The organism is Psychrobacter sp. SZ93C1 (genome assembly GCF_015864635.1).
GTDB classification, from domain to species: domain Bacteria; phylum Pseudomonadota; class Gammaproteobacteria; order Pseudomonadales; family Moraxellaceae; genus Psychrobacter; species Psychrobacter fozii.
Map to the genome: position 1 here is coordinate 107,574 of NZ_JADYWY010000007.1, position 23,883 is coordinate 131,456.

A 23,883-nucleotide genomic window follows, 5' to 3' on the forward strand; every position below is an offset into this window, starting at 1 on the left:
TAGGTTTGAAAACATATTATGCTAAAAAAATCGCTTTTCTAACGGTTACATCAATACTATTTGCTGGTTGTGCTTCTGTACCCACTGAAAATACTGACTTATATTGTTTATAAGAGGGGGAGTAATGTGAGTTGGCATCCTTCTTTATTTTATGGTGGCGCTAAGGATATCTATATGAATATTGCTCTTATACCTAGCAAGAGACGTAAACCAATTGCTTTACCGACGGTACTGCTAGCTTCATCACTATTATCCTATTCAGCCTTAGCGAAAACCTATCAAATCCAAGATTTTTCGGACGATTACTATGCAACTATCGAGACCGCAAATGATGAAGATGTCACTTTAAGCACTGAAGCAAGTAATGAGACAAATAGTGTCATAAAGATTATAGAGTCGAAGACTAAGAAAGCCCTTATCAGTCAGCCATCTGATATCGATATTGACTATGAGCTAGATAACAGTGAAGAGCATCAATTGGGCGGAAAAATCAGTGCCAATATCGTCAATCTTCCCTATGGTGAACATAGTGTGTTGATCTATGACGATTTTAATTTTGATGGACAAAAAGATTTAGCGATAAAAGATGGGCGCAACGGTTGCTATGGTGGGCCTTCTTATCAAGTTTATCTAAAAGATGGTGAGACTTTCGTTCATAGCGAAGGATTTACTGATTTAGCACAAGGCTATTGCGGTTTTTTTGGTATAAATAAAGACAGTCAAACTTTGTATACGATGACTAAGAGTGGCGCAGGATGGCATCAGTATTCAGAGTATAAAGTGATCGATAATAAGCCAGTGGCCGTACATGTGCTTGTAGAAGAATATAATCCAAAACAATTAATTTCTATCACCGAGAGCACAAGAGTTAATGGCAAAATGGTAGAAGATAGCTATGAGATGTTACCTGAGTACGATAACGAAAGCTACGATGGGACATTGCCTTTCATTTATAAGTTGGATTTAGATAACGGTAAAAAAATGGTTTTAAATAAGACTTATGATAAGGAAGGTGAGCAGATGTATTATGCCTTTGCCGATAAAAATGACAGAATCGAGCTGTATTATGATGGGCCATTTGTTTATGATACAGCTAAAGAAACACTTAGCTTTCTCAATAAGCCTGTGGTTTATCAGATCAATAAGCAAGGCATTACAGTGAGACAATCTAACAAGAGCGTTTTACTCAAGTCAGTGCCACAGAGCGAGCAGGGAAGTCTGGAAAAACTTGGGCATTTTGACAATGTGAGCGTTAGATAAAAACATTTATTCTAGGACGGGACATTCCAAACGAAAAGGCCACTCGATTCAGAGTGGCCTTTTACTTTTAGCTAAGATAATAAGTTTAACGCACCGTCAACTAACGCATCGTCACAAACTCTTCTGAGCCAGTGGGATGAATCGCAACCGTATTATCAAAGTCAGCTTTAGTCGCGCCCATTTTGATGGCAACTGCAAAGCCTTGAATCATCTCATCAACACCAAAGCCAATACCATGTAAGCCAATGACTTTTTCGTCATCGCCCAAGCATACCAGTTTCATAGTGCACTTTTGGCGATGCTGAGTCACTGCGCTATACATAGAAGTAAAGCTTGATTTGTAGCATTTGATATTGTCTTTGCCATAGCGTTCAATCGCGTCAATTTCAGACAAACCGATTGTACCGATAGCAGGATGAGTAAAGATAACCGTCGGTATCAACGTATAGTCTAAGTGCTCATTGGGCTTGTTGTTGAATAAACGCTCTGACAAGCGGCGACCTGCGGCAATAGCCACTGGGGTCAAATCAACACTGTTTTCTATAATATCGCCGACTGCATAGATGTTGTCGATATTGGTATTTTGGAACTCATCGACTTTGATTTTGCCAGTTTCAGTTGTCGCGACCCCTGTCACTTGCAGGTTGATACCGTCTGTTGATGGCGCACGACCAATGGCCCAAATCAAGCAATCTACTGTGTCAATACAGTCTTCGCCACCACTATTGGTAGATAGGTTCAGGCTGTCGTCGTCATTTTTATTGACTTCATTGATGGCAGTGTTGGTGTGTAGATGAATGCCATCTTGTTCCATCTCTATCAGCAAGGTTTCTACAATAGTATGATCAAATGCGCGTAGTGGCGAGTGTTTACGCACATACAAATGCACCTCTGCGCCCAGGCTGTTTAGTACGCCTGCAATTTCGACAGCGATATAACCTGCGCCCACAATCGCCACACGTTTTGGCAAGTGATTTAACGCAAAGAAGCCATCAGAATCGATGCCGTATTCTGCACCTTTGATGTTTGGTTGAATCGGGTGACCGCCCGTAGCAATCAAAATATGGTCAGCGGTAATGAGTTCACCGTTCACTTCTACGGTATTGGTATCGACAAATTTGGCAAAGCCTTTGATCACTTCGACGCCATTTTTCGCCAAGTTGTTATCATAAGAGCGGTGAATATTTTCGATGTATTGTTGACGGCTTTGGACCAATTTTTGGAAGTCAAAACCTTTAAACTCAACATCAAAACCATAATCTGGCGCATATTTATGGATGGCTTCGGCAACTTGCGCGCCATACCACATCACCTTTTTAGGAACACAGCCTAAATTCACACAAGTGCCGCCCAGTTGGTTGGCTTCGATAATAGCGCATTTTTTGCCATAGCTCGCTGCACGGTTGATTGAGGCGATACCGCCGCTGCCGCCGCCAATGGCGATATAGTCATAATGTTTGGTCATAATCAGGTCTCTTTATTAAATTGTTATTGGTACAGTTTTAAGGTTTATTGTTTTGAATGCTCTTGTTTTGGACTCTACTGTAATGGGTCTTATAATCCATCTTACAAGTTTTTTATGGTTAAGGTGTGTTGAGTTGCTTCCATGTGGTCAGTATTTATATAGCTAAGCCTATCTAAACCCACTTAAACAATAGCACGACGTCTATAAAATAACAGCCCAGGAATTGACAAACCCAGTACCAATCCTGAGGTCACAAACAAAGCCTCAAACAAGTACACCATCATTTGACTAAATAATTCATCTGAATAGCCGAAATAGCCAATCTGCACCATGCTAACCATCGCCTTATACGCGGCGATACCGGGCATCATACAGATGACACTTGGCGAAATGAGCGCTTTAGGCGGTAGGGTATATTTCTTAGAAAAATACACGCCCAAAAAACTGGCGAGCATGGCTCCAAAAAAGCTGGCTACTACAAGATGTACTTGCTGATGGACAAGCGCAGTCTTTAGTCCAAACCCAAAAGCAGTCATGAGCAAACACGGCAGAATGTAGCGTTTGGGAACGGTGAACATCAGCGTCCAACCAAGGGTGATGATACAAGACAGTACAACGGTTTCTATAAACCACATGTCAAAACCCCCAGTGCTGTATTTGAAGCAAAACAAGGGCCATCACGATGCCAACGCATGCGGATAAGGTCAACATATAGGTAAACACGGCACGCCCAACCCCAATATTGACATAGCCCTTTAGGATATCTGAGAACGAGTTAATCAACGGAAAGCTGGGCACCAGTAACAGCACGCTAGAGGCAACGGCGATATCGGCATTGTTCCCAATATCAAAATAATAAGTAGTTGCGCCAATGAGAGAGGCGATAAATGCTGTCACGATAACGGTGATAAAGGGGTTAAAGTGATGTTTGGACAAATAAATACGAGTAAGCATCGCCACCATACCAGCGACAAAAGTCACCGCCGTCATCAACCAGCTAGCACTGTTAAGGTAAGCGAACGCGGCACAAGAGATGCCCACAAATATGCCGACTAGCCATGTTGGATAAACGGTCTTGTCTAACTCATCAAAGGCAAGCGTAGTCAGGTCTATCAAATCATCATTATCTATGGTGTCTTCGGTCTTATTAACGATTTGCTGAATTTGCACCAATAAATTGACGTTGATACTCTGATTGATCGTGTCTCTGGTGGTGGTGATACAGCGCTCATCACAGATAGTGGTCAAGGTAAGGGCATTAAAATTGAGCGAGCATTCTACGCTGTTCATACCCAAAGCAATGCCCAAGCGTTTGGATAAGTCCACCACGATGGCAGACTCAGCACCATACTGCATAAGAAGTAGGCCGCAGCGCACGCATAGTCGGGTAATGCGCTGCTGCTTTACGTAACTGATAGAAGTCATTGTGGAAGTACGCATATTGGTTATTGATACGCTATTATAAAGGGTCTGGGTGCTGACGCGCAGGCATTATTGGACATTATATTGAAAGCTAAGATAAAGTATAAGATTTTTTGGCAAGGAGAATAATGAACGAATATCGCTTATTGTATCAAAAGTTACTATAATGTTATTTATCTTATCTAAATGATACTCTACGATAACTATACATAAGCTAAACACACTATGATTATTAAACAATTCTTTGCTGCATTCACTTATATCTCGCTACTTTTTATGATGCCGTTATCTTTGATAGGCTGTGATAAAAGCTTTGACAGCAATATTAAAGACAACAATGAGACAGTAATAGAATGTTCTAATGAAGTGTGTGATGAACGGTTTTCTGTACTGCCTGCTGATGCTGACATAACCAATGTTGAAGATCCAACCAGTTATTTTTTAGCCGACATTAGACAGAAGTATCCGGATGCAGTTGCACTATATGTAGGCGCTTATAACTCTAGTGGACGAGAAACAACTATTGATATGCCTGATATAAAAGAACCTGTCATTTTATATCTAAGCTCGTATAGCCCAATACATTGGAACATCAATACGACCGTTATCGATAGCGAGAATAACGAGTACGAATCCAATGTAATTGGTGTGGTATATGGCAGTTATAGTGAAGGTTCACAAGTTAGTGGCGTGAACAAAAAACTGACTTTTGATCATGGTCATAGACTGGGTAACTATAACTCCGATGTTAGCTGTAGCTGTGCTGGTGGCAATTTTCGCTGTGATGGTAGCGATGTCATCTTAGACATCGGCTCATTGCAACATAGGTATGGCTTTAAAGTGATAGGTTATACTGGTGCATCTTCAGTCGATAAAGTGTCTTTTAGCAACACTAACCGTTCTATAAATTTTGCAAAATTGGCTACCGTTAATTATAGAAAGATAGAAGCAAAAAAAAATCAGTGTACAAATAGGGTCCATTCTAATTTTGAGGATACATATACAAATCTAACCGAAAATCATCAAGACAGCCTCACCTTTTATAGTGATACTTCCTCTTATCTTATTCAAACAAAGTCAAACGCAGGTCAGGTGCAAACTAATGACTCGCAAATGTTTGATAATCATCTATACAAGTTTCCTTTCACCACTAATACCTGGGGCGACTTTCTAAATCCTAAACGTAAAGTACCTGACTCGGGTTACATTGCTTATTACATTGATGCGAATAACGTAGAAAAGGTAGTCAAAGCAATGCCAGTTTCTGCCATTCAAAAAAAGTACGCTTATGATGAGTTTTTAGGGATTCCTTCGAGTAATTTGAATGCGTATTGGGTCGGGGTGTTAAACGCGCCTAAATCAGAGTTTTATAATATATTGATGAATAAAAGCTGGTCTGGTGGCAGGGTTTCCATTGATAGGCGCGTCATTCTTGAGCAGGGACTTCATGATGTTGAGCAAAAAGTATTTATTCCAAAAGGCAATCACATTATTGAGGTTGAGTATTCAAACAGTTGGCATACCACTGATGTCAGCGTCATGCTAACACCAATATCAGAAGTGAAACAGCCCACAGACCCTAGTGACTTTTTAGTAGACATCAAGACTCAATATCCTAATGTCGTCGCGTTATATGCTGGTGCTTATGAAGCGGATAATCAAGCGGTTGTGCTCGATATCCCAAAGAGTACAGCGCCTATAGTTTTATATCTAGGGTCTTATCGCGCGATCAAGTGGCAAGTCAATAATCCACATAAAACAAAAGTTGTTGGTGTGGTCTATGGTAGTTATGACGACGGTACCAAAGTACAGGGTGTCTCTCAAGATATGGTGATCAATACAGGTAAGCAGTTTGGTAGCTATGCAACCAATGAGGTTTGTCACTGTGTTTCTGATATGGATGAATGCATAAGCCAAGGGAAATCTACCAGATTCAAAGCATACAAATCCTATAATATTCCAGTCGTGGAGTTTGTTGGTGATTATTCGACAGACTATCTATCTTTTAATAAATATACTGGTAATCAGTGCTCATGAGCGCTTAAATATACATGAGTTAAAGTAGTACGTGATCGGTATGATGCCAGTGAATGGACCTTTGTAATAATTGGTCTGTTTAAATGTGAGGTTGAATCGTAGTGTAGTCAGATTGAAGAGAAGCTAGAACGTACGGTAGACACGCTGCTGCTTTACGTAACTGATAGAAGTCATTGTGGAAGTACGCATATTGGTTATTGATACGCTATTATAAAGGGTCTGGGTGCTGACGCGCAGGCATTATTGGACATTATATTTGATGCGACTACAAAGGATAAGGTTTTTTAGACAATAGAAGATAGAGACTAGCGCAGATGCGTGGGTGATGATAGTAGACATAGTGTTTATTTAGGTGGGCTTGGATTGCAGAATGTACTCTAAGCAATGACTCAAATTAAAATAATGACGTTATATACTTCAGATGTATGTTGGGTATGACTTGCGACGGAAAATAGGCGATAGATTATAAAATTAATAGACTTTTGTTTTCTATGGTGATAATCTCTTCCTCGATAATTCAGACACATTACTTACATCTTGGTTACATTCTCAATTCATTACCTTTATCTAGCTACCTACTTCAACTGTATTTTTTAACTTGGACGTCTAATGACCACTTTTAATAAAATGAAAAATGTTCTATTGCTTACCACCATTACTACTTTGGCAGGCTGTACTACTGTCGCCGATATGGCAGGATACGATACTGCTACCCTAAATAGCGATGCGGCAAAAAGCTACTCTCAAGTGGTTTCTAGTGCCAAGAGTCAAGGCGCAGTAGATAATACTTCTTCGACTGCTATTCGAGTTAAAAAAGTCTTTAATCGTATAAAGCCTTACGCCGTTCAAGCCAATACAACAGGCGTTCCTTTTGATTGGCAAATTACTGTTATAAAGTCACCTGAACTAAATGCTTGGGCAATGCCTGGTGGCAAAATGGCCTTTTACACAGGTATTGTAGAGACGTTAAAGTTAACCGATGCAGAAATCGCTGCAATTATGGGACACGAAATGACCCATGCATTGTCTGAGCACAGTAAAAAGGACGCAGGGCAAAAAGTTCTGACTGGTTTAGCGATGCAGTTAGGTGGTGCGCAACTACAGTCAAAAACAGGGTTAAGTGATAATGCGTTGGGCTTAATTAATGACCTAGGTATTGATAAGCCGTTTTCTCGTAGTCAAGAATCACAAGCTGATGCAGGTGGTTTACGTTTGATGGCGCAGGCAGGCTATAACCCAGCATCTGCAGTGTCAGTATGGGAAAAAATGGAGGCCGAAAATGGTCGTAGTAGCGCCTTAGTTACTTTGACGTCTACGCATCCAAATTCTGGGCAGCGTATCGCTAAAATCAAAGCACTCTTGCCTGAAGTTACGCCAATTTATCAAGCGGCTGCTAAAGCACCTAAATAGATCGGTACAGTTAGATTAGTACGATACTATTAAAAAAGCATGGCAAATAAAAAAGCAAGTCGAGAGGCTTGCTTTTTTTGCAAAGAAATATCGAAAAATGACTGGTTTAATTTTGAAATTACGTCGCATGCTATACCCAACTTAGGGGCTTTGGTAATACGCCCAACGTCGCGGTTTGTGAGAGCGGCGAGCGTACGGTAGATGTACGGCTGATAAATGTTGAGAGGGAGTTCATTTAGGTGAGCGTTGACTTTCAATCCACTCAGTAATATGAGGCAATTGATTCTCCAAATCTTGTTTTAAGTGAGGCGCACTGTCGTTTGTCCACGTCTCATCACACCAATCACAGCTATTGTATAAATCGCCAAGCCAACAAGGGTAGTAGGCAACGTTATCAGGTAAATCTCTTGGAGCATCCATAAAATCGCAATCAATATTATTAATTACTCTACAGATATCTAGAGGAGTAATTTCATCATTTAAATATCTTTTAATTAAGTTGATCAGATATTTAGCCGCTAAGATTTCTGCACTCAATGATTGCGGTAAAAAACCTGGTTCCGTAGCTACAGTTAGTCTGAAAAAAATATCTTCAACATGATGTTTTGGCGCATAAAAAATTTCAAACACTTCTTCAGGAATATGGTCGTTATTTTTAACGAATGTATCAGCCCATTGAATAATTGACTCTATATCTGTTTTGTCATACCAACACTGTACTAATATTTCTTGATGAGATTTCATAGGGTTGCTCAGAATATGATTCACTAATATAAATTATTAACTATAACGACTCCATGTAAATCTGAAATCAATGCGATACCAAATTGAGTATCAGTACTCTTCTTCATAGCTCTATCAGCATATTCAATACAGCCAAACACACTTTCCTTGAAAACTAGATTTGTATTCTTATCTTTGTAGTAGTAGAACTGACCCTGCGTGCTACAGAGGTCATCTTCCTGCCAATAGGTAAATAATTTTTCACATGTATCTAACAATATATTTTCAAAGGTTGTTCTACTATAACTATATTCACTCCATGATTTTTGAGCATCAACGACTGCATGCTTTGTCATTGGGATTTCTGAATGGTCGATGTTTTGCAATTCATCAATCCAAAAACTAAAATTATCTATTTTTAATAAAGAAGCCGAGTTTTTTAGAATAGTAATAAACTCACCAATCAATACTGATTTGTCACTACTGAGAGCGTTAATAACAGCCAATTTATTTCTTTCTAAATGTGTATTGAAATTCATAAGACTATAGACTCATTGTTACTTATTTGAATCGCGACAGTTTAGGAAAGCTCATTATCTATAGCTGCTGCGCTAAGTTAGGCTCACTCTCTTTTATGATGCATAAGCATTAGCCATACGGCACCAATTTTTCCATACCAACATCCTACTAATATTTTTTATAGTTAAATAGGGTACGTTATATTCAATTTTATCATCATGGTAACACTATGAATGAACAACGGTTTCAAGAAAATGAAGAAAATAGGCTGTCTATTAGCACGCCTACTAAAGATGATCCCACGCTGGTGTACTGCCCAAGATGTCGATCTAAAGCTGTCGTTACCCTACATAATGATGAGGCTCGATTGAGTTGTCCAAGTTGTGGCCATAATCAAGCAAAATTAGCTGAACAAAGAACCTTTTATTGGGGTGCGGAAAATCCAACGGATAGTTATTTTGGTGCTAATCTATGGTTGCAAACTGACTGTGCTGGTGCGAGCCTATGGGCGTTCAATAGCCGCCATTTAGAATATTTGGAAGATTTCGTATCAGCAAAACACAGGCAATGTAATCCAGATAGTGATACGTGGATGAATAGCTCATTAGCCAGCCGTTTACCCAAATGGCTTAAAGTCGCCAAAAATCGTGAGAAGATTTTAAAAGCGATTAAAATTCTGAAAAACAAAATATAGCATCTAAAGTCTACTTTATTTGTCACAGCCAACAAAAAAGGCCACCCTATAAAGAGTAGCCTTCTATCACTGATTATTTGAAGTACTAATTATTTCGTACGGCCTTAACCTTCAGGTTTTTTATACCCTTTTGCAGTCATATATGCCTCCAATTTCCAGCATCAGCCTATCTATTGAAATCAAAACAAGTTCAGTAAGCCTATAACGATACCTAATAAAAAACATATACCGAGAAGTAAAGTCTTATAAGTGGACATCTCAAATCCCTGTTCATAATGACTTGAATGATGTTTTTTTCTATCATCACTCTTGAACAGTCCAGTATGACATATTTCTTTTTTAGTAAGTAAGCCAACAGCAACTGGGGTTTTATAATAAAGTTTATAGTATGTGACTTGAGTACCTACTAGCAATACGTCCTTGCCTGTATATTTACTTAAATCGTAGTAAAAAACGGTATCTTCATAGGCATCCCGAATATAGGCTTTGTATAAGATACTATCTATATTAGTAATGATGCCATCACTTATATCAGGACCCATTTCTTCCTCTGAAATTTATATGTTGGGCGAAGATTGTAATACCCAATGATCGTGTAGTTGATTCAGTTTAAAAGAGATGCAAGGCAACCGAGTACAGATGTAGACGCGATACTTTAAGCGAGATTAACTTGTCCGAGTTGTGGCTGTCATCAAGAAACATTAGCTGAACAGAGAGTATTTTATGACTTTCAACAAAAAAGCCACTCACTAGAGAGTGGCTTTTCATCATCGACTATATAAAAATACTAGTTAGTGAGAATGACCTTGACCATGTCCTTCTGGTTTTTTATACCCTTTTGCAGTCATACATGATTCTAGTTTCTTCATATCGCTTTTACTTGGGCGGCTGTCTTTAGTCATTTTTACGCCAGTTCTCTTAGCACAATCATCCATTGCTTGTTTCATGTCAGCTGACATCGCTGGTTTTTTGTGATTGTGGCTGCTATTTGATGTTCCGCTTGATGCACAGGCAGCAACGCCAACAGTAGAGGCTAAGACAATAAATAGTAATTTTTTCATGGAAAGTCCTTAAATTTTTTAAAGGTTGTATTAAAGGGAATAGCGTCGATTCATGCACGCTATATCGTTCTCAACCAGTTATTTCTATATCGTATGCATTTGCGCATGATGTTGTACCATTTAAATATTAATACAATCAAAGTTTAAGTATCTTTAATAAATATTAAGAAAGGTAACGCAATGTAGCTGTACAGGTCGAAATTTTACACACACATAGATCATTAAGGCTTGCAACTCATGGACTGAGTAGCGCTTTATAGTATTCAATAAAATAGTACCTAACAAAACAGTACCTAACAAAACAGTATCTAACAAAACAGTATCTAACAAAACAGTATCTAACAAAACAGTATCTAACAAAACAGTATCTAACAAAACAGTATCTAACAAAACAGTACCCAACAAAATAGTACCCAACAAAATAGTACCCAACAAAAAAAGCCACCCTATTCAGTAGAGTGGCCTTTTATCAATAGTTCATTAACTGGTATCAGCTTACTTCTTTCATGCCTTGTTCAAGCATCGGCTTTAAGAATATACCTGTGTAAGATTCTTTGACTTCCGCCACTTCCTCAGGCGTACCTTCAGCGATGATCATGCCGCCACCTTTACCGCCTTCAGGGCCAAGATCAATCACCCAATCCGCCGTTTTAATGACATCCAAGTTATGCTCGATGACCACGATGGTATTACCTTTATCACGTAGGGCATGCAAGATGTTGAGCAGCTTATCGATATCATGGAAATGCAAACCAGTGGTTGGCTCATCTAAGATATAGAGCGTCTGTCCTGTATCACGTTTAGCAAGCTCACGAGCTAGCTTGACTCGCTGTGCTTCACCACCTGATAACGTGGGCGCAGACTGTCCGAGACGGATATAGCTCAGACCAACATCCATCAATGCTTGCAGGCGACGATAAATCGCTGGAATGGCTGAGAAGAACTCAGTCGCATCTTCAACGGTCATATCGAGCACGTCAGCGATGGTTTTGCCTTTATAGTGAATCTCTAAGGTCTCGCGATTATAGCGCTTGCCTTCACAAGTATCACAAGGGACATACATGTCTGGTAAGAAATGCATCTCAACTTTGATGAGGCCATCACCTTGACACATCTCACAGCGTCCACCTTTTACGTTGAAGCTAAAGCGACCAGCTTTATAACCACGGGCACGCGCTTCTTGCGTTTGTGCAAACATCTCACGTACTGGGGTAAACACGCCTGTATAAGTCGCTGGGTTTGAGCGAGGTGTACGACCAATTGGGCTTTGATCGATATCGACCATTTTGTCTAGATGCTCAAGACCGCTAATGCTTTCGAACTTGTCGGCAATCAGTGTTGAGGCATTGTTTAACTGAGTCGCGGCCAATGGCATCAGCGTACGGTTGATCAAGGTTGATTTGCCCGAACCCGATACGCCAGTCACGCAAGTCATAATGCCAATGGGAATGGTCAAATCCACATCATGTAGGTTGTTGCCTGAGGCACCTTTTAGCTCAATCGTCATCGGTACTTTTTTCGGTTTGGCTTTTCCTTTGACTTCCACATCTATCATTTTTGGCTGATGACGAACGGTTGGAATCTCGATTCTCTTTTTACCAGACATGTATTGTCCAGTCAGCGAGTCCTTATTTGCCATGATGTCATCGACCGTACCTTGAGCAATGACATGACCGCCATGTATACCTGCGCCGATACCGATATCGATGACGTGATCCGCTTGGCGAATCGCATCTTCATCATGCTCAACGACCAGTACCGTATTACCCAAATCACGCAAGCGCGTTAGGGTTTTGAGCAGGCGATCATTGTCACGTTGATGGAGTCCAATAGAGGGCTCATCGAGTACATACATCACGCCCATCAGGCCGGCACCAATTTGGCTAGCAAGACGAATACGCTGCGCTTCACCGCCCGATAGCGTTTCAGCAGAGCGGGCAAGAGATAAGTAATCTAGTCCGACACTCACTAGGAAATTCAGACGCTCATTGATCTCTTTAAAGATTTTTTCTGCGACTTCACCTTTATGACCGCCAATCTTTAGCGTTTTATAATATTCTGCGGCATCACCGATAGACAGTTTGACGATTTGAGCAATGGTTTGATCATCAACACGGACATTGCGTGAGATTTCATTCAAGCGCGCACCATCACAGACATTACAAGTCGTATCAGCTAAGTATTTGGCCAGCTCGTCACGGACGAGATTGCTTTGCGTCTTAGCATAACGACGTTCTAGATAAGGAAGCACGCCTTCAAATGGTACGGTCTTATTGGTTTTACGACCGCGCTCATCGGTAAAGTTAAAGGTTAGCTTTTCTTTACCAGAGCCATTCATAATGAGGTCTTGCTGCTCTTTTGGCAGGTCTTGCCACGGCGCATCCATGTCAATTTTAAAATGATTGCACACAGTCGATAATAGACCGAAGTAATAAGCATGACGCTTATCCCAACCATTTATAGCGCCTTGGTTAAGCGATTTTTCGTGATGGGTAATCAGTTTCTCAGCAGAGAAATACTGACGTTTACCGAGACCGTCACAGCTTGGGCAAGCGCCGTATGGGTTGTTAAAACTGAACATGCGTGGCTCAAGCTCAGAGACAGCGCGATCACACACAGGACAAGAATGCTTGGCTGACATGACTTGGTTGTCATCACCGCCTTCTTTTGGATTACCATCCATAAAATGCAGCGTGACCAGACTTTGACCTAAGCGTAGGGCAGTCTCTAAGCTTTCTGCAACGCGGTTGCCCAAGTCATCACGTACTTTGAAGCGGTCAACCACGACTTCGATGGTGTGTTTTTTCTTTTTATCGAGTGTTGGTAGCTCATCGGTGTCATACACATCGCCGTCGACACGCACACGCACAAAGCCTTGGCCAATGAGCTGCTCTAGCAAGACCGTATGCTCACCTTTACGCTCACGAATGACAGGTGCCAAAATCATAATCTTGGTGTCATCTGGCAAAGCCATGACTTGATCGACCATTTCGGTAACCGACTGTGCAACCATTGGCTCGCCATGCTCAGGACAATACGGCGTACCAATACGCGCATACAGCAGACGCAAATAATCATAAATCTCGGTAATCGTACCGACCGTAGAGCGCGGGTTATGGTTGGTTGATTTTTGCTCGATAGCAATCGCAGGGGATAGACCCTCAATACTATCAACGTCAGGCTTTTCCATCTGTGATAGGAATTGACGTGCATAAGCCGATAAGCTCTCGACGTAACGGCGCTGCCCTTCAGCATACAAAGTATCGAATGCCAATGATGATTTACCAGAACCTGATAAACCGGTGATGACCACGAATTTATCTCGTGGTATGTCTAAATCAATGTTTTTTAAATTGTGCGTACGTGCGCCGCGTATTGCGATATGGTCATGTGCCATCGGTGATAGGTTTCCTATTTGCTAAAATGGTATTTAAAAAAATGTCTAAACGTTAAAAGCGTCAATGAAGTCGAAGTGGTTTATTAAAATTGTGGATAGTGCTGTCATTCATATCGCTCTATAAAGGTGTTGATAACTTCATAGAGCGATATAAACGAAACGATGTAAACGACAGTCGGTGTGTTCTTGCTTTAGTTTCTGATTTTAAGTTTTTACTTTGATAAGTAAATCTAAATCAAATCAGCAGTGAGTAACAGGTAAGGTTTGTTATAGATTTTGCCAAACAATGTCATTTTATGAGAGGTATTCGTTATATGGTCAATTCTGTACAAGCTAAAAGTGCTGCTCTGGTAATGTTTGCACCGTCTTACTTTATTGTCATGATAGTGGCATTATTCAAGGTACGGTTGCTATTAGATGCACTTAGTAACAAAAATATGGCATCACATTTACCGTTAAGTCTGGGCGCAAAAAGTAAAAATTTCGGCAACCAAATGACGAATGTCTTATACTAGTGGGCTTGATTTATAGGCTGATGACTCGATAAAAGCAGCAGTGATAAACTAGCTAATGATCAACCAGTGAGGCGAGTATGAATAGCGTAGAAAAACGGGCAATCCTCGGGGTCGGTGGTATCTTTGCCTTACGGATGGTTGGTTTGTTTATGATTGTCCCGGTATTTTCTGTATACGGTAACAATTATGTGCATGCGACGCCATTTTTGATTGGTTTGGCAGTTGGTATTTATGGGCTTGGGCAGGCTATTTTTCAGATACCGATGAGCCTTGCTGCTGACAAATTTCCACGTAAACCTATTATATTTTTAGGTTTAATCTTATTTGCTATCGGCGGTATCATCGCGGCCAATGCGACAGATATCTATGAGGTCATTATCGGTCGGGCGCTGGCGGGTAGTGGTGCGGTCTCTGCTGTGTTGATGGCATTACTAGCCGATGTGACTCGTGAGGAGATGCGTACCAAAGCGATGGCTACGATGGGTTTGACCATTGCGACCTCCATTATGCTTGCCTTTGCCTTTGGCCCGCTGTTGGTTGGTTCGCTTGGCATCTCTGGGCTGTTCTGGCTCACCGCAGGCTTTGCTGTTTTGGCAATGTTGCTATTAATGATAGTACCGACGCCACTAAGGGTGCTTAAGCATAATCTAGACAATAAATCGATCGGTGAGCAATTAGCGACAGTACTCAAAATTGGTGATTTAAATCGCTTACATATCGGTATCTTTGCACTACATCTGACTATGACTGCGATATTTGTTATTTTGCCGCATCAGCTCAATGAAGTGATGGGATTATCGGTACGCCAGCAGGGCTTGGTTTATTTGCCGTTATTGTTTATTGGTTTTGCGGTAGCGATACCTTTTATTATCATCGCTGAAAAGAAACGCAAAATGCGTCAGGTATTTTTGGGTGCATTGGCGTTAATAACTGCAGCTTTAGCCATACTCGCACTTGGCAGTCAGGCTGGTATTGGTATTATACTCGGCTTATTACTGTATTTTATGGGCTTTAATCTCATTGAGGCGACCATTCCTTCGTGGATTTCTAAGCGCGCGCCAGTGGCCAATAAAGCGACGGCCATGGGAATAAGCTCATCTAGCCAGTTTTTTGGTGCATTTGTGGGTGGGGCAATGGGTGGGCTATTATTGAGTCAGCCTAGCCTCTTGGCATGGGGTATGTTGGCGGTCATTATGGGCGTGGCTTTGCTGCTTATTATACCGATTGCGCAGCCACCATACCTATCAAGCACGACCGTTAGTATTCCTAAAAATGTCAATATGCAAGACTGGTCACGCCAAATGCTAGCAGTAGATGGTGTCGATGAGCTAGTCGTGATGGCAAAAGAAAAAGTGGCTTATCTTAAATTGGATAAAACCCAGCTGACGGACGATTCAAGGCAGCAACTATCAAGCTTGGCACAGAGTCCGTTAGATATCTGATAGGCCATACATAATGGTATTAGGTTTGTCGAAAAGGTCTGATTAGTCAAAAACAGAGTAGACAACAACTGTATAGACCGCCACTATTATGAGGTGCAATCTAAACCTCTTTACTTAAATCTATCTCTATTTAAAAGGAATTAATATGAGTAAGTTTACGATGCTGTCTAGTGGGGCTGTTATTGGTAAAGGTGCTCCTCAAACAGCCAAATCATCTACTTCTTTATCTTTGATGCCTCGATCAGTAGCTAAGGTCGTGGTAGGTGCAGGGCTGTCTGCTACTTTATTCATCTCTGGCTGTGCAACCCAAAATATTCAAGCCTATCAAAATACTACGCCAACGCTCGATATGCATGAGTTTTTCTCAGGTCAGATTGATGGTTGGGGGATGTTTCAAGGCCGAAATGGTGAGGTTAAGAAACGTTTTTATGTCGATATCGATGCCACTCACGAGGGTGACGATGTTATCGTTTTAGATGAGAAATTCTCGTGGGCAGATGGGTCAAAATCGCAGCGTATATGGCGATTGACCAAGCAAGATGACGGTAGTTGGAAAGGTACAGCAGGTGATGTCATCGGTGAGGCAACAGGGGAGGTCGTTGGTAATACGCTCCATTGGAATTATTTATTAGAATTGCCCGTTGAAGACAAGACCTACAAAGTTAATTTTGACGATTGGATGTATCTTATCAATGAAGATGTCATGCTGAATCGTTCAGTGATGAAAAAATTCGGCGTAGAGTTGGGTAGTGTCACTTTGAGTATGCATCGTCATCGCTCTGACGTTAAGTAGAGTAATAGGTCGCCACGCTATACTAACAGTCAATGAAAGTTGATGGTGTTAATCCACTGATTAAAGTGGCAAAATAGCACTATTACTGTCTTTTGATAGTGGAGACTGCGATAAATGTATTTAGAACAAATATATCTAGGCGACATAAGGTGTCGCCTTTAGTAGATAGTCTGTAGATATTTAAACCAAAATTGGTTAAAGTAAAATCATAATACTAATAGTATTAATCGATACTATTAACGAAAAATTAGAAAGATTCATCAAATTATTCATAAGCAAAAGGACGGTATCATGCGCGGAGTTAATAAAGTTATCATCATCGGTAACCTTGGAGCAGACCCTGAGGCACGTCAATTTAGTAATGGTGGCGGCGTGACCAATATCTCGGTTGCGACATCAGAACAATGGACAGACAAACAAAGCGGTGAAAAAAGAGAAGCCACTGAATGGCATCGTATTGCACTCTTTAACCGTTTAGGTGAAATTGCGGCACAATACCTGCGTAAAGGCAGCAAAGTTTATATTGAAGGCAGCTTGCGCACACGTAAATATCAAGATCCCAATGGTCAAGACCGTTATATCACCGAGATTCGCGCTGAGCAAATGCAAATGCTAGATGGTGCAACTGGTGGTGGTGGTCAAAGTGGGGATAGCTTTGGTGCTCAGAATCAAGGTCAGGGCAGTAGCTATGGCAATCAAGGTGGCTCAAATCAGGGCTATAGCAATCAAGGTGGTCAAAGCAATCAAAACAACTTCGGTCAGCAACAAGCAAACAACCAGCCTGCTCAACAAGGTGGCTACAACCAAGCTAGTGGTGGTCAGAACAGCTTCAATAACAATCAAGGCGCACCTGCTCAGCAAAACCAGTTTAATCAACCTGCGCAGAAACCTGCTCAATCTAAGCCCACTGCAATGCCAGATGGCCCTGTAGACGACGATATCCCGTTCTAGGATGCACCTTAGACTTTAATGTAAAATATATGTTCTAGAAACCCCGTTAATAGCGGGGTTTCTTGTATGTGACGATAAATAATTTGAAAAAGTCGTTTTATTATATTGCTAAAAGCCATATGGGAATTAATTAGACTGTCTTTATCTATATATAGTCATTCCGCTATAAAAATGTTACTGCGTTAACGTCGCTCGAAGTATTGAATATCTATCTAGACTCGGTTGCTTTGTAGCATATTCAATCCTCTATAAACTGGATACGGTTTCAGTCTCGCTTAGTCTACTATTTGTAGCATTTTCACTCGACCTCCTAGTGTCCAAGTTATATTAAATTAAATATGCTTTTAAATCGAATCAACTGTAAGTGTTAATTACCAAATGAAATAAAACGTTTGTCTGTTTCTGGTTATACTAATGGTATTAAAAACTCTCATTTTCAAAATAATAAAAATTCAATAATTGGTTGTTGAGTATTCAAAAAGGTTAATAATCGAATAGGTATTGGTTAGAATAATTAAATTTATAAGGTTTATTTCGCTTATTATTTCGTCAATTTATATGTTGAAAACGATAAAAGCTACCTTTCATATCCTATATCAACCGTCTGTTCTATTAAATCAAATTAATGCTAACAGTCTATTGGACAGGTTGATATAATCCACTTGAATCAATGATTTATACGATATTAAACGTTCGGCTTTCGTTTAAAGTGATTTTTATTAGCAAATGAAAAGTCAGGGTTTGGCCATCTAATGGTTTAAAACATAAAAACTTACTTGGTCGGCATCTTAAAATAAGAATGCCCACCTCACTGCTAGTATTGAGTATACATAATGAATTATGGTGATGTGTTTCGAAAAAGTGATTTAGGTAGAGAAGAGATTAAATCTCAGAGTCTAGGTGTATTGCCGCGAGAAGCCAGAACATTACTCATTATGATTGATGGCAGACGCACGTATCAGAGCTATCTTAATACACTCGATAGTAGCAAGATGTTTGCTGAGTTTGGTGGTATTACACCGCTATTTGAGCTGCTTTTGAGCCTTGAGTGTATTGAGATAGCAGTGGCTGGCAGTGCTGAGACAGAAGTGCCCACGCCTGCTCAGACGACGACAGCCGTACCTGTCATTACGCAGTCTCAACCAGCAGTACCTGTCTTTGATGAGAAGTCTGAAATAGAGTTCAATAATACGTTCAATAATAAAAGCACCACTAACGTAAAAGAGTCAGAAAAAAAATCAATCAGTAGTATGTTCAAAACTAAGCCATCTAGTGCTAACTATGAAACGATAAAATCTGATTTAGCCACCTATATTGAAAAGAATGCACCACCTGTAGAAGCCTGGGGTTATTTATTAAGTTTAGAGCAATGTGGTAGTAGTACGCAATTATTGATCTTAGCAAAAGAAATACAGAATACGGATAGTGGTAATTTATCACGTGGTATGAATGATTTTATCAAAAGAATTCAACGTTAATGTTGACGGTATTTATGTAGTAAAAAACGGATATGACAAATATTTAGTTATGAAAAATAACGGTGCTGTCATTGTTGAAAAATCTAGCAAACTAATTGGAGTTTCTTGTGGAATCAGCTGAGCTATCGGAATTAGATCGTCTAAAAATGCGTCATGGTGAGCATGTTATTTTACGTTTAACTTATATTAGCCGTTATAACAACGACAATCCTACTGGTGAAGTGACACGTATTCTTACTCAAGCGCAGCAAAATAATGAGCGCAATGGTATTACGGGTGCTTTGGTGTTTAACCACAATTACTTTTTGCAAAGTATTGAAGGGGCGAGACCTGTTATCAATGAGTTGCTTAGAAAGTTGGTCGAAGACGATCGACATTATGCACTACAAGTCATCGAGTGCCGTGAAGTTGAGCAGCGTCATTGGAGCAAGTGGTCAATGAAATATTTAATCCCAAGTGATGAAAACAAGGGGCTGGCACTCAAGTTTTCGACAGGCAATCAGTTTAATCCGTATTTGATGAATACCAATCAAATTATGATGCTGATTGATACGTTATCAGAACTTCAAGAGCAAGAAGAAATTGATGCTTCTAAAAAGAAGAAACCTTGGTTTTCTTTGAGTTGATTGATGTTTAGAGAAGCTATCAGACCCTATAAATTTATTATAAGAGATACGATATGACATCAATAATGGAAGATGCGCCCATTTTAATGAGCATGACATATGCGAGCCGTGCCAATCCAGGCGTGTCAGCTAAAGATTTCAATGAAATATTGAAGCAAGCACAGGTGAATAATGCCGCCAACGGTATCACTGGCATGCTGACATTTAATAAAGATTATTTTTTGCAGACAGTAGAAGGTCCAAGAGCGCAAATTAATCGTCTATTGTATAGCTTAATCGCTGATCAACGCCATTATGATTTACAAATTATTGAAACACGTGAATTAAAGTATAGAACATGGTCCAAATGGTCTATGAATTACGCCACACCGACTGAAAAAAACGCTGCTATTTATTTAAAATACTCTACCACTGTTGATTTTAATCCGTACTTATTAAGCGCTGAATCAGCCCGTGAATTGATGAATGAGCTTAGTGACCAACGCGACTAACTGAGTAAAGTTTTTGTTTGAATATTACAAATTTAAAAATAATTTTCAAAACTCAAGATCTATATCAATATATGGATTTATGTTTATTAAGTATGCGACCAATTAGCTTTGAAGGGCACTTTATAAGCAGTTATTCAATGAAATATATAAACAAATATTGATTTATAAAAGAGCATTTGAATTCTTAAAACTTATTCATTTACCAAATTTTACTATTCGTTGACTTTTGATATATAAGATATGACAGCCTGCTATTGTGATAGCATTACTTTTTGTTTATATTGTCTCCGCCCATAGATATATTGGCTAACCATATTTTTATTACAAAGAATATCTATTTATGACATTCATGACTTTATCGGATAATGAATAAGTCATCTCGGTTCTTAATAGCGAATATTATCTCTATTAAGGTTGTACCTTTTATTTTACAGTTGGATTTACTATGAGCAAAAATAACGCAATTGATTTAGAGAATCTAAACGTCGACGAGCTACGAGCAATTACTGAAAATGCTCAGCAGCTTATTGCTAAAAAACAACATCAGCGTCTGTATGATGCTTATGTAAAGTTCGAGGAAATTGCAGAAGAAAGCCATGCTTCTATCGAAGAAATTTTGAAAGCGGGTGAAACCCTAGAGAAGAAACGCAGTATTAAATACCGCAATACTGACAACAACGAAGAAACTTGGACTGGTCGTGGTCGCAAGCCTACGTGGTTGGTTGAAGCATTAGCAGCAGGTCGTGATATCGAAGATTTTGCTATTTAATGTTGTATTAACTAATAAGTTTTCTTATTAAGTTTGATAGCGATATCGCTGATTATAGTTATTCCATTATGAAAATATTACTGCGTTAACCCCACTTGAAGTATTTAACATACATCTACACTCGGTTACCTAGTAGTACTTTTAAATTGAATCGACTACATTAGATGAAAGCCAGTATCTTTCTTGCCATTATTTGGTAAGGAGCTACTGGCTTTTTTATGTCTTCCGCACGCCATATCTTTAGTACTATTAAGGCGTTGATGGTTTGTTAGCCCAATTAATACCAACAGTAGCAGCGGTGTTCTCAGAGAGTAGAGCTATACATTAGATTGCGTATTCATAACATAGATAAACATAGGACTTATCTTATCCAAGTATAATAAAGCAGCTACGTGTTGATAAATATTCATTATGAACAATTGCTGATAAAATAGATGGATAATGATATAAAGGTATAGGGTAGATAAAGTGACAGAAAGTATAAAAGTAAAAAAATGGATTTCTTTGGGAATTATTGCGACAGCTTTGTTGCTTCTACCTCGGCGTAGTAGTCGAAAGTCTGATATGGACCTCTCAAACAAAAATAATGCAAAATCTGATAGTAATATTAACAGTGTTCAGAATGTTAATAACGGCAAAGTAATGAAATAAAGATCAAATTAAATACTTTTAATATAAGTTATTCTAATTATTAATGATATCTATAAAATGCCGAACGATATAACGCTCAATTAAGAAACGTTGATTTTGGAGTATATTAATGATCCTTACAGTTCCATTTATAATCGGTTCAATATAATTTGGATACAAGGAAGGCGAGTGAAAGTACTACAATTAGTAGACTAAGCGAGACTGACACCGTATCCAATTTATAGAGGATTGACTATATGATATCTAAACAGACATTACCCAAGACTTATCCTCTCATCGATACCCATACTCACTTTGATGCCCCAGTATTTGATAGCGATAGGGAATTGCTAGTACAGCAAGCTTATAAGCGCGGTGTACGTCATCTCGTGTTGGTGGGGTATTCATATCAGTATTTTGAGAGGATGTATAATACTGAACAGCTATTGAACAAGCTGGTACCGTTGACTGCCAAAGATGTCGATAGCGCAAATTTGTCACAGATTGAGACTCATACTGCGATAGGCTTACATCCTTTTTATATTAAAGAGCACAGTGAAGATCATCTAAAAAATATGGTGCATATGATTGCTGAGCAGCGGCCAATAGCAATCGGTGAGATTGGATTGGATACTTTCACGGAATCTATGAGAGAGCCTGAGGTATTTGACAAACAAAAACAGTTTTTTAAGGCGCAATTGGACATAGCAGTGCTTCATAAGTTGCCAGTGATGCTACATATCCGAAAAGCACATGCAGAAGCACTGGCAATACTAAAGGCACACGATTATGATGCACACCAATTAGGTGGTATCGCACATAGTTTCAGCGGTGGTGAACAAGAGGCAAAGGCATTTGTGAGGTTAGGATTTAAGTTAGGTGTTACTGGTCAGATTACCAACCCAAATGCCAAAAAACTGCGGCGTGCCATTCATGCTGCTGTGGAGACTTACGGTATAGAATGTTTGGTTATAGAGACAGATTGTCCAGACATGACGCCTATTCAGTGTCAGATGTCAGACAATAGTTGTGCTGATAAGCAGTCACATGATCGTAACGTACCGGCTAACTTGCCATGGGTATTATCAAGCTTAAGTGAGTTGCTCAATGTGTCGCCAGACAGACTTGCTGAACAATTATGGCACAACAGTTGCAGCGCTTTACATAAGACATGGGCTTATCCTTTAGTATAGTTATACCTATTGTAGGCCATTATTATTTACTGCTAACTTGTACAATAGTAAATAATTCAGTAGTAAATAACTGAAGCACCTATAGATAAAATAATTTAAAAGAGCATTTAATCCGTTATGAATGAAACACAACAATTTGAGCCAACAGAGGCAGAGTTTGTCACCACTGAACACTCTATAGTAGAAGAAGCGACTGTAGAGGATGATCAATATGAGCGTCGTTTTCAAGGTACACGAACACTCTATGGTACCTCAGCAGTTGACACTTTCGCGGCTGCCCATGTCTATGTTATAGGCGTAGGGGGTGTTGGCTCTTGGGTAGCCGAAGCTCTGGCTCGGACGGCAGTGGGTACTATTACCTTGATTGATCTGGATGTGTTGGTTGCTTCCAATGTCAATCGGCAACTACCTGCATTAGATAGTACTTTCGGTCAAAGTAAAATTGTGGCAATGGCAACTCGTGTTCATGAGATTAATCCAAAAGTTACGCTCAATTTAATTGATGATTTTTTGACAGTAGAAAATGTAGCTGCTCTATTACCCAGTCGTGAAGAAGCAAAAGCGGCTGCAGAGCAAGGCAAACCTATCGTTATTTTGGATTGTGTAGATGACATGAGTGCTAAGCTGGCCATTGCGCTACATTGTCGTTTTAATAAACTAAAACTGGTCTGTGCAGGCGGTGCAGGTGGCAAGATAGACCCTAGCCAAATTAAGGTGAGTGACCTAAAGGACAGCTATCAAGACCCGCTACTTGCCAAATTACGCAATAAACTGCGCCATGAAAAAGGCATCAATAGCGCTTTAAAAGAAAAGTTCGGTATTAAATGTGTTTATTCGACAGAGCCACCACGGGTAGATAAAAGCTGTCAAACAGGCGGGTTGCACTGTGGTGGTTATGGCTCGGCAGTTGTCGTTACATCAGTCGTCGCGATGATTATGGTGAGTGAAGCTTTGCAATTATTAATAAAACAGACGAGTATCAAACAGAGCGTCTGATCTTATTTAAT

General features: G+C 39.8%; 21 protein-coding genes. 13 read left to right on the forward strand and 8 right to left on the reverse strand.

The features are described from left to right. Nucleotides 1-174 precede the first annotated feature (174 nt). On the forward strand, nt 175-1,260 hold the full coding sequence (locus tag I6E83_RS10170; protein ID WP_197101654.1) for an XAC2610-related protein: 1,086 nt from the start codon (nt 175-177) through the stop codon (nt 1,258-1,260). Nucleotides 1,261-1,360: 100 nt separating this feature from the next. On the opposite strand, the gene gorA is transcribed toward I6E83_RS10170, so the two are convergent. The 3 genes from gorA to I6E83_RS10185 form a co-directional block, all read right to left on the reverse strand. Next, complete coding sequence (gene gorA / locus I6E83_RS10175) at nt 1,361-2,725, reverse strand: glutathione-disulfide reductase (RefSeq protein WP_197101655.1); 1,365 nt, start codon at nt 2,723-2,725, stop codon at nt 1,361-1,363. A 182-nt stretch (nt 2,726-2,907) separates the two neighbouring features. Next, nucleotides 2,908-3,360: a threonine/serine exporter family protein gene (locus tag I6E83_RS10180; protein ID WP_197101656.1), complete on the reverse strand. Its 453-nt coding sequence runs from the start codon at nt 3,358-3,360 to the stop codon at nt 2,908-2,910. A gap of 1 nt (nt 3,361) precedes the next feature. After that, nucleotides 3,362-4,150, reverse strand: a complete 789-nt coding sequence (locus I6E83_RS10185) for a threonine/serine ThrE exporter family protein (RefSeq protein ID WP_197101838.1) — start codon at nt 4,148-4,150, stop codon at nt 3,362-3,364. Between the two features lie 222 nt (nt 4,151-4,372). Between I6E83_RS10185 and I6E83_RS10190 the strand changes: the two genes are divergently transcribed. After that, the gene (locus tag I6E83_RS10190) at nt 4,373-6,184 is read left to right on the forward strand and encodes a hypothetical protein (protein ID WP_197101658.1); all 1,812 of its coding nucleotides are present in this window, start codon (nt 4,373-4,375) and stop codon (nt 6,182-6,184) included. A 627-nt stretch (nt 6,185-6,811) separates the two neighbouring features. Next, on the forward strand, nt 6,812-7,594 hold the full coding sequence (locus I6E83_RS10195) for a M48 family metallopeptidase (RefSeq protein WP_197101840.1): 783 nt from the start codon (nt 6,812-6,814) through the stop codon (nt 7,592-7,594). Between the two features lie 231 nt (nt 7,595-7,825). Here I6E83_RS10195 and I6E83_RS10200 read toward each other — a convergent pair whose 3' ends face one another. Both I6E83_RS10200 and I6E83_RS10205 read right to left on the reverse strand, forming a co-directional pair. Further along, nucleotides 7,826-8,338 (reverse strand): hypothetical protein, encoded by a 513-nt coding sequence (locus I6E83_RS10200; protein WP_197101660.1) that lies wholly within the window; start codon nt 8,336-8,338, stop codon nt 7,826-7,828. A gap of 23 nt (nt 8,339-8,361) precedes the next feature. Then, nucleotides 8,362-8,856: a hypothetical protein gene (locus I6E83_RS10205; protein WP_197101662.1), complete on the reverse strand. Its 495-nt coding sequence runs from the start codon at nt 8,854-8,856 to the stop codon at nt 8,362-8,364. A gap of 209 nt (nt 8,857-9,065) precedes the next feature. Between I6E83_RS10205 and I6E83_RS10210 the strand changes: the two genes are divergently transcribed. After that, on the forward strand, nt 9,066-9,530 hold the full coding sequence (locus I6E83_RS10210; RefSeq protein WP_197101664.1) for a hypothetical protein: 465 nt from the start codon (nt 9,066-9,068) through the stop codon (nt 9,528-9,530). 179 nt (nt 9,531-9,709) lie between these two features. Here I6E83_RS10210 and I6E83_RS10215 read toward each other — a convergent pair whose 3' ends face one another. The 3 genes from I6E83_RS10215 to uvrA all read right to left on the reverse strand — a co-directional run bounded on the left by I6E83_RS10215 (nt 9,710) and on the right by uvrA (nt 13,988). Continuing rightward, nucleotides 9,710-10,072, reverse strand: a complete 363-nt coding sequence (locus tag I6E83_RS10215; protein ID WP_197101666.1) for a hypothetical protein — start codon at nt 10,070-10,072, stop codon at nt 9,710-9,712. 249 nt (nt 10,073-10,321) lie between these two features. Next, nucleotides 10,322-10,591 (reverse strand): hypothetical protein, encoded by a 270-nt coding sequence (locus I6E83_RS10220; protein ID WP_197101668.1) that lies wholly within the window; start codon nt 10,589-10,591, stop codon nt 10,322-10,324. A gap of 490 nt (nt 10,592-11,081) precedes the next feature. Beyond that, on the reverse strand, nt 11,082-13,988 hold the full coding sequence (gene uvrA, locus I6E83_RS10225; RefSeq protein ID WP_197101670.1) for an excinuclease ABC subunit UvrA: 2,907 nt from the start codon (nt 13,986-13,988) through the stop codon (nt 11,082-11,084). 592 nt (nt 13,989-14,580) lie between these two features. Between uvrA and I6E83_RS10230 the strand changes: the two genes are divergently transcribed. The 9 genes from I6E83_RS10230 (at nt 14,581) to I6E83_RS10270 (ending at nt 23,872) form a co-directional block, all read left to right on the forward strand. After that, entirely contained in the window at nt 14,581-15,945 is a 1,365-nt protein-coding gene (locus tag I6E83_RS10230) for an MFS transporter (RefSeq protein ID WP_197101672.1), read from the forward strand. A 145-nt stretch (nt 15,946-16,090) separates the two neighbouring features. Then, nucleotides 16,091-16,738, forward strand: coding sequence for a DUF3833 domain-containing protein (locus I6E83_RS10235; RefSeq protein ID WP_197101674.1), 648 nt, complete (start codon nt 16,091-16,093; stop codon nt 16,736-16,738). Nucleotides 16,739-17,029: 291 nt separating this feature from the next. After that, nucleotides 17,030-17,689 (forward strand): single-stranded DNA-binding protein, encoded by a 660-nt coding sequence (gene ssb, locus I6E83_RS10240; protein ID WP_197101676.1) that lies wholly within the window; start codon nt 17,030-17,032, stop codon nt 17,687-17,689. A gap of 833 nt (nt 17,690-18,522) precedes the next feature. Continuing rightward, nucleotides 18,523-19,167, forward strand: coding sequence for a hypothetical protein (locus tag I6E83_RS10245; protein WP_197101678.1), 645 nt, complete (start codon nt 18,523-18,525; stop codon nt 19,165-19,167). 107 nt (nt 19,168-19,274) lie between these two features. Continuing rightward, on the forward strand, nt 19,275-19,793 hold the full coding sequence (locus I6E83_RS10250) for a BLUF domain-containing protein (protein WP_320158391.1): 519 nt from the start codon (nt 19,275-19,277) through the stop codon (nt 19,791-19,793). A 53-nt stretch (nt 19,794-19,846) separates the two neighbouring features. Further along, nucleotides 19,847-20,284: a BLUF domain-containing protein gene (locus I6E83_RS10255; RefSeq protein WP_110923227.1), complete on the forward strand. Its 438-nt coding sequence runs from the start codon at nt 19,847-19,849 to the stop codon at nt 20,282-20,284. Nucleotides 20,285-20,729: 445 nt separating this feature from the next. Continuing rightward, nucleotides 20,730-21,053, forward strand: a complete 324-nt coding sequence (locus I6E83_RS10260) for an H-NS family nucleoid-associated regulatory protein (protein ID WP_197101680.1) — start codon at nt 20,730-20,732, stop codon at nt 21,051-21,053. Between the two features lie 887 nt (nt 21,054-21,940). Then, a complete protein-coding gene (locus I6E83_RS10265; RefSeq protein WP_197101682.1) occupies nt 21,941-22,876 on the forward strand; it encodes a TatD family hydrolase in 936 nt (311 codons plus the stop codon). Between the two features lie 117 nt (nt 22,877-22,993). Then, complete coding sequence (locus I6E83_RS10270) at nt 22,994-23,872, forward strand: ThiF family adenylyltransferase (RefSeq protein ID WP_197101684.1); 879 nt, start codon at nt 22,994-22,996, stop codon at nt 23,870-23,872. Nucleotides 23,873-23,883 lie beyond the last annotated feature (11 nt).

Bases quoted from the DNA above. Each gene is read 5' to 3' on its own strand.
- I6E83_RS10170 (WP_197101654.1), top strand. From the start codon at position 175: ATGAATATTGCTCTTATACCTAGCAAGAGACGTAAACCAATTGCTTTA.
- gorA (WP_197101655.1), bottom strand. From the start codon at position 2,725: ATGACCAAACATTATGACTATATCGCCATTGGCGGCGGCAGCGGCGGT.
- I6E83_RS10180 (WP_197101656.1), bottom strand. From the start codon at position 3,360: ATGTGGTTTATAGAAACCGTTGTACTGTCTTGTATCATCACCCTTGGT.
- I6E83_RS10185 (WP_197101838.1), bottom strand. From the start codon at position 4,150: ATGACTTCTATCAGTTACGTAAAGCAGCAGCGCATTACCCGACTATGC.
- I6E83_RS10190 (WP_197101658.1), top strand. From the start codon at position 4,373: ATGATTATTAAACAATTCTTTGCTGCATTCACTTATATCTCGCTACTT.
- I6E83_RS10195 (WP_197101840.1), top strand. From the start codon at position 6,812: ATGAAAAATGTTCTATTGCTTACCACCATTACTACTTTGGCAGGCTGT.
- I6E83_RS10200 (WP_197101660.1), bottom strand. From the start codon at position 8,338: ATGAAATCTCATCAAGAAATATTAGTACAGTGTTGGTATGACAAAACA.
- I6E83_RS10205 (WP_197101662.1), bottom strand. From the start codon at position 8,856: ATGAATTTCAATACACATTTAGAAAGAAATAAATTGGCTGTTATTAAC.
- I6E83_RS10210 (WP_197101664.1), top strand. From the start codon at position 9,066: ATGAATGAACAACGGTTTCAAGAAAATGAAGAAAATAGGCTGTCTATT.
- I6E83_RS10215 (WP_197101666.1), bottom strand. From the start codon at position 10,072: ATGGGTCCTGATATAAGTGATGGCATCATTACTAATATAGATAGTATC.
- I6E83_RS10220 (WP_197101668.1), bottom strand. From the start codon at position 10,591: ATGAAAAAATTACTATTTATTGTCTTAGCCTCTACTGTTGGCGTTGCT.
- uvrA (WP_197101670.1), bottom strand. From the start codon at position 13,988: ATGGCACATGACCATATCGCAATACGCGGCGCACGTACGCACAATTTA.
- I6E83_RS10230 (WP_197101672.1), top strand. From the start codon at position 14,581: ATGAATAGCGTAGAAAAACGGGCAATCCTCGGGGTCGGTGGTATCTTT.
- I6E83_RS10235 (WP_197101674.1), top strand. From the start codon at position 16,091: ATGAGTAAGTTTACGATGCTGTCTAGTGGGGCTGTTATTGGTAAAGGT.
- ssb (WP_197101676.1), top strand. From the start codon at position 17,030: ATGCGCGGAGTTAATAAAGTTATCATCATCGGTAACCTTGGAGCAGAC.
- I6E83_RS10245 (WP_197101678.1), top strand. From the start codon at position 18,523: ATGAATTATGGTGATGTGTTTCGAAAAAGTGATTTAGGTAGAGAAGAG.
- I6E83_RS10255 (WP_110923227.1), top strand. From the start codon at position 19,847: ATGACATCAATAATGGAAGATGCGCCCATTTTAATGAGCATGACATAT.
- I6E83_RS10260 (WP_197101680.1), top strand. From the start codon at position 20,730: ATGAGCAAAAATAACGCAATTGATTTAGAGAATCTAAACGTCGACGAG.
- I6E83_RS10265 (WP_197101682.1), top strand. From the start codon at position 21,941: ATGATATCTAAACAGACATTACCCAAGACTTATCCTCTCATCGATACC.
- I6E83_RS10270 (WP_197101684.1), top strand. From the start codon at position 22,994: ATGAATGAAACACAACAATTTGAGCCAACAGAGGCAGAGTTTGTCACC.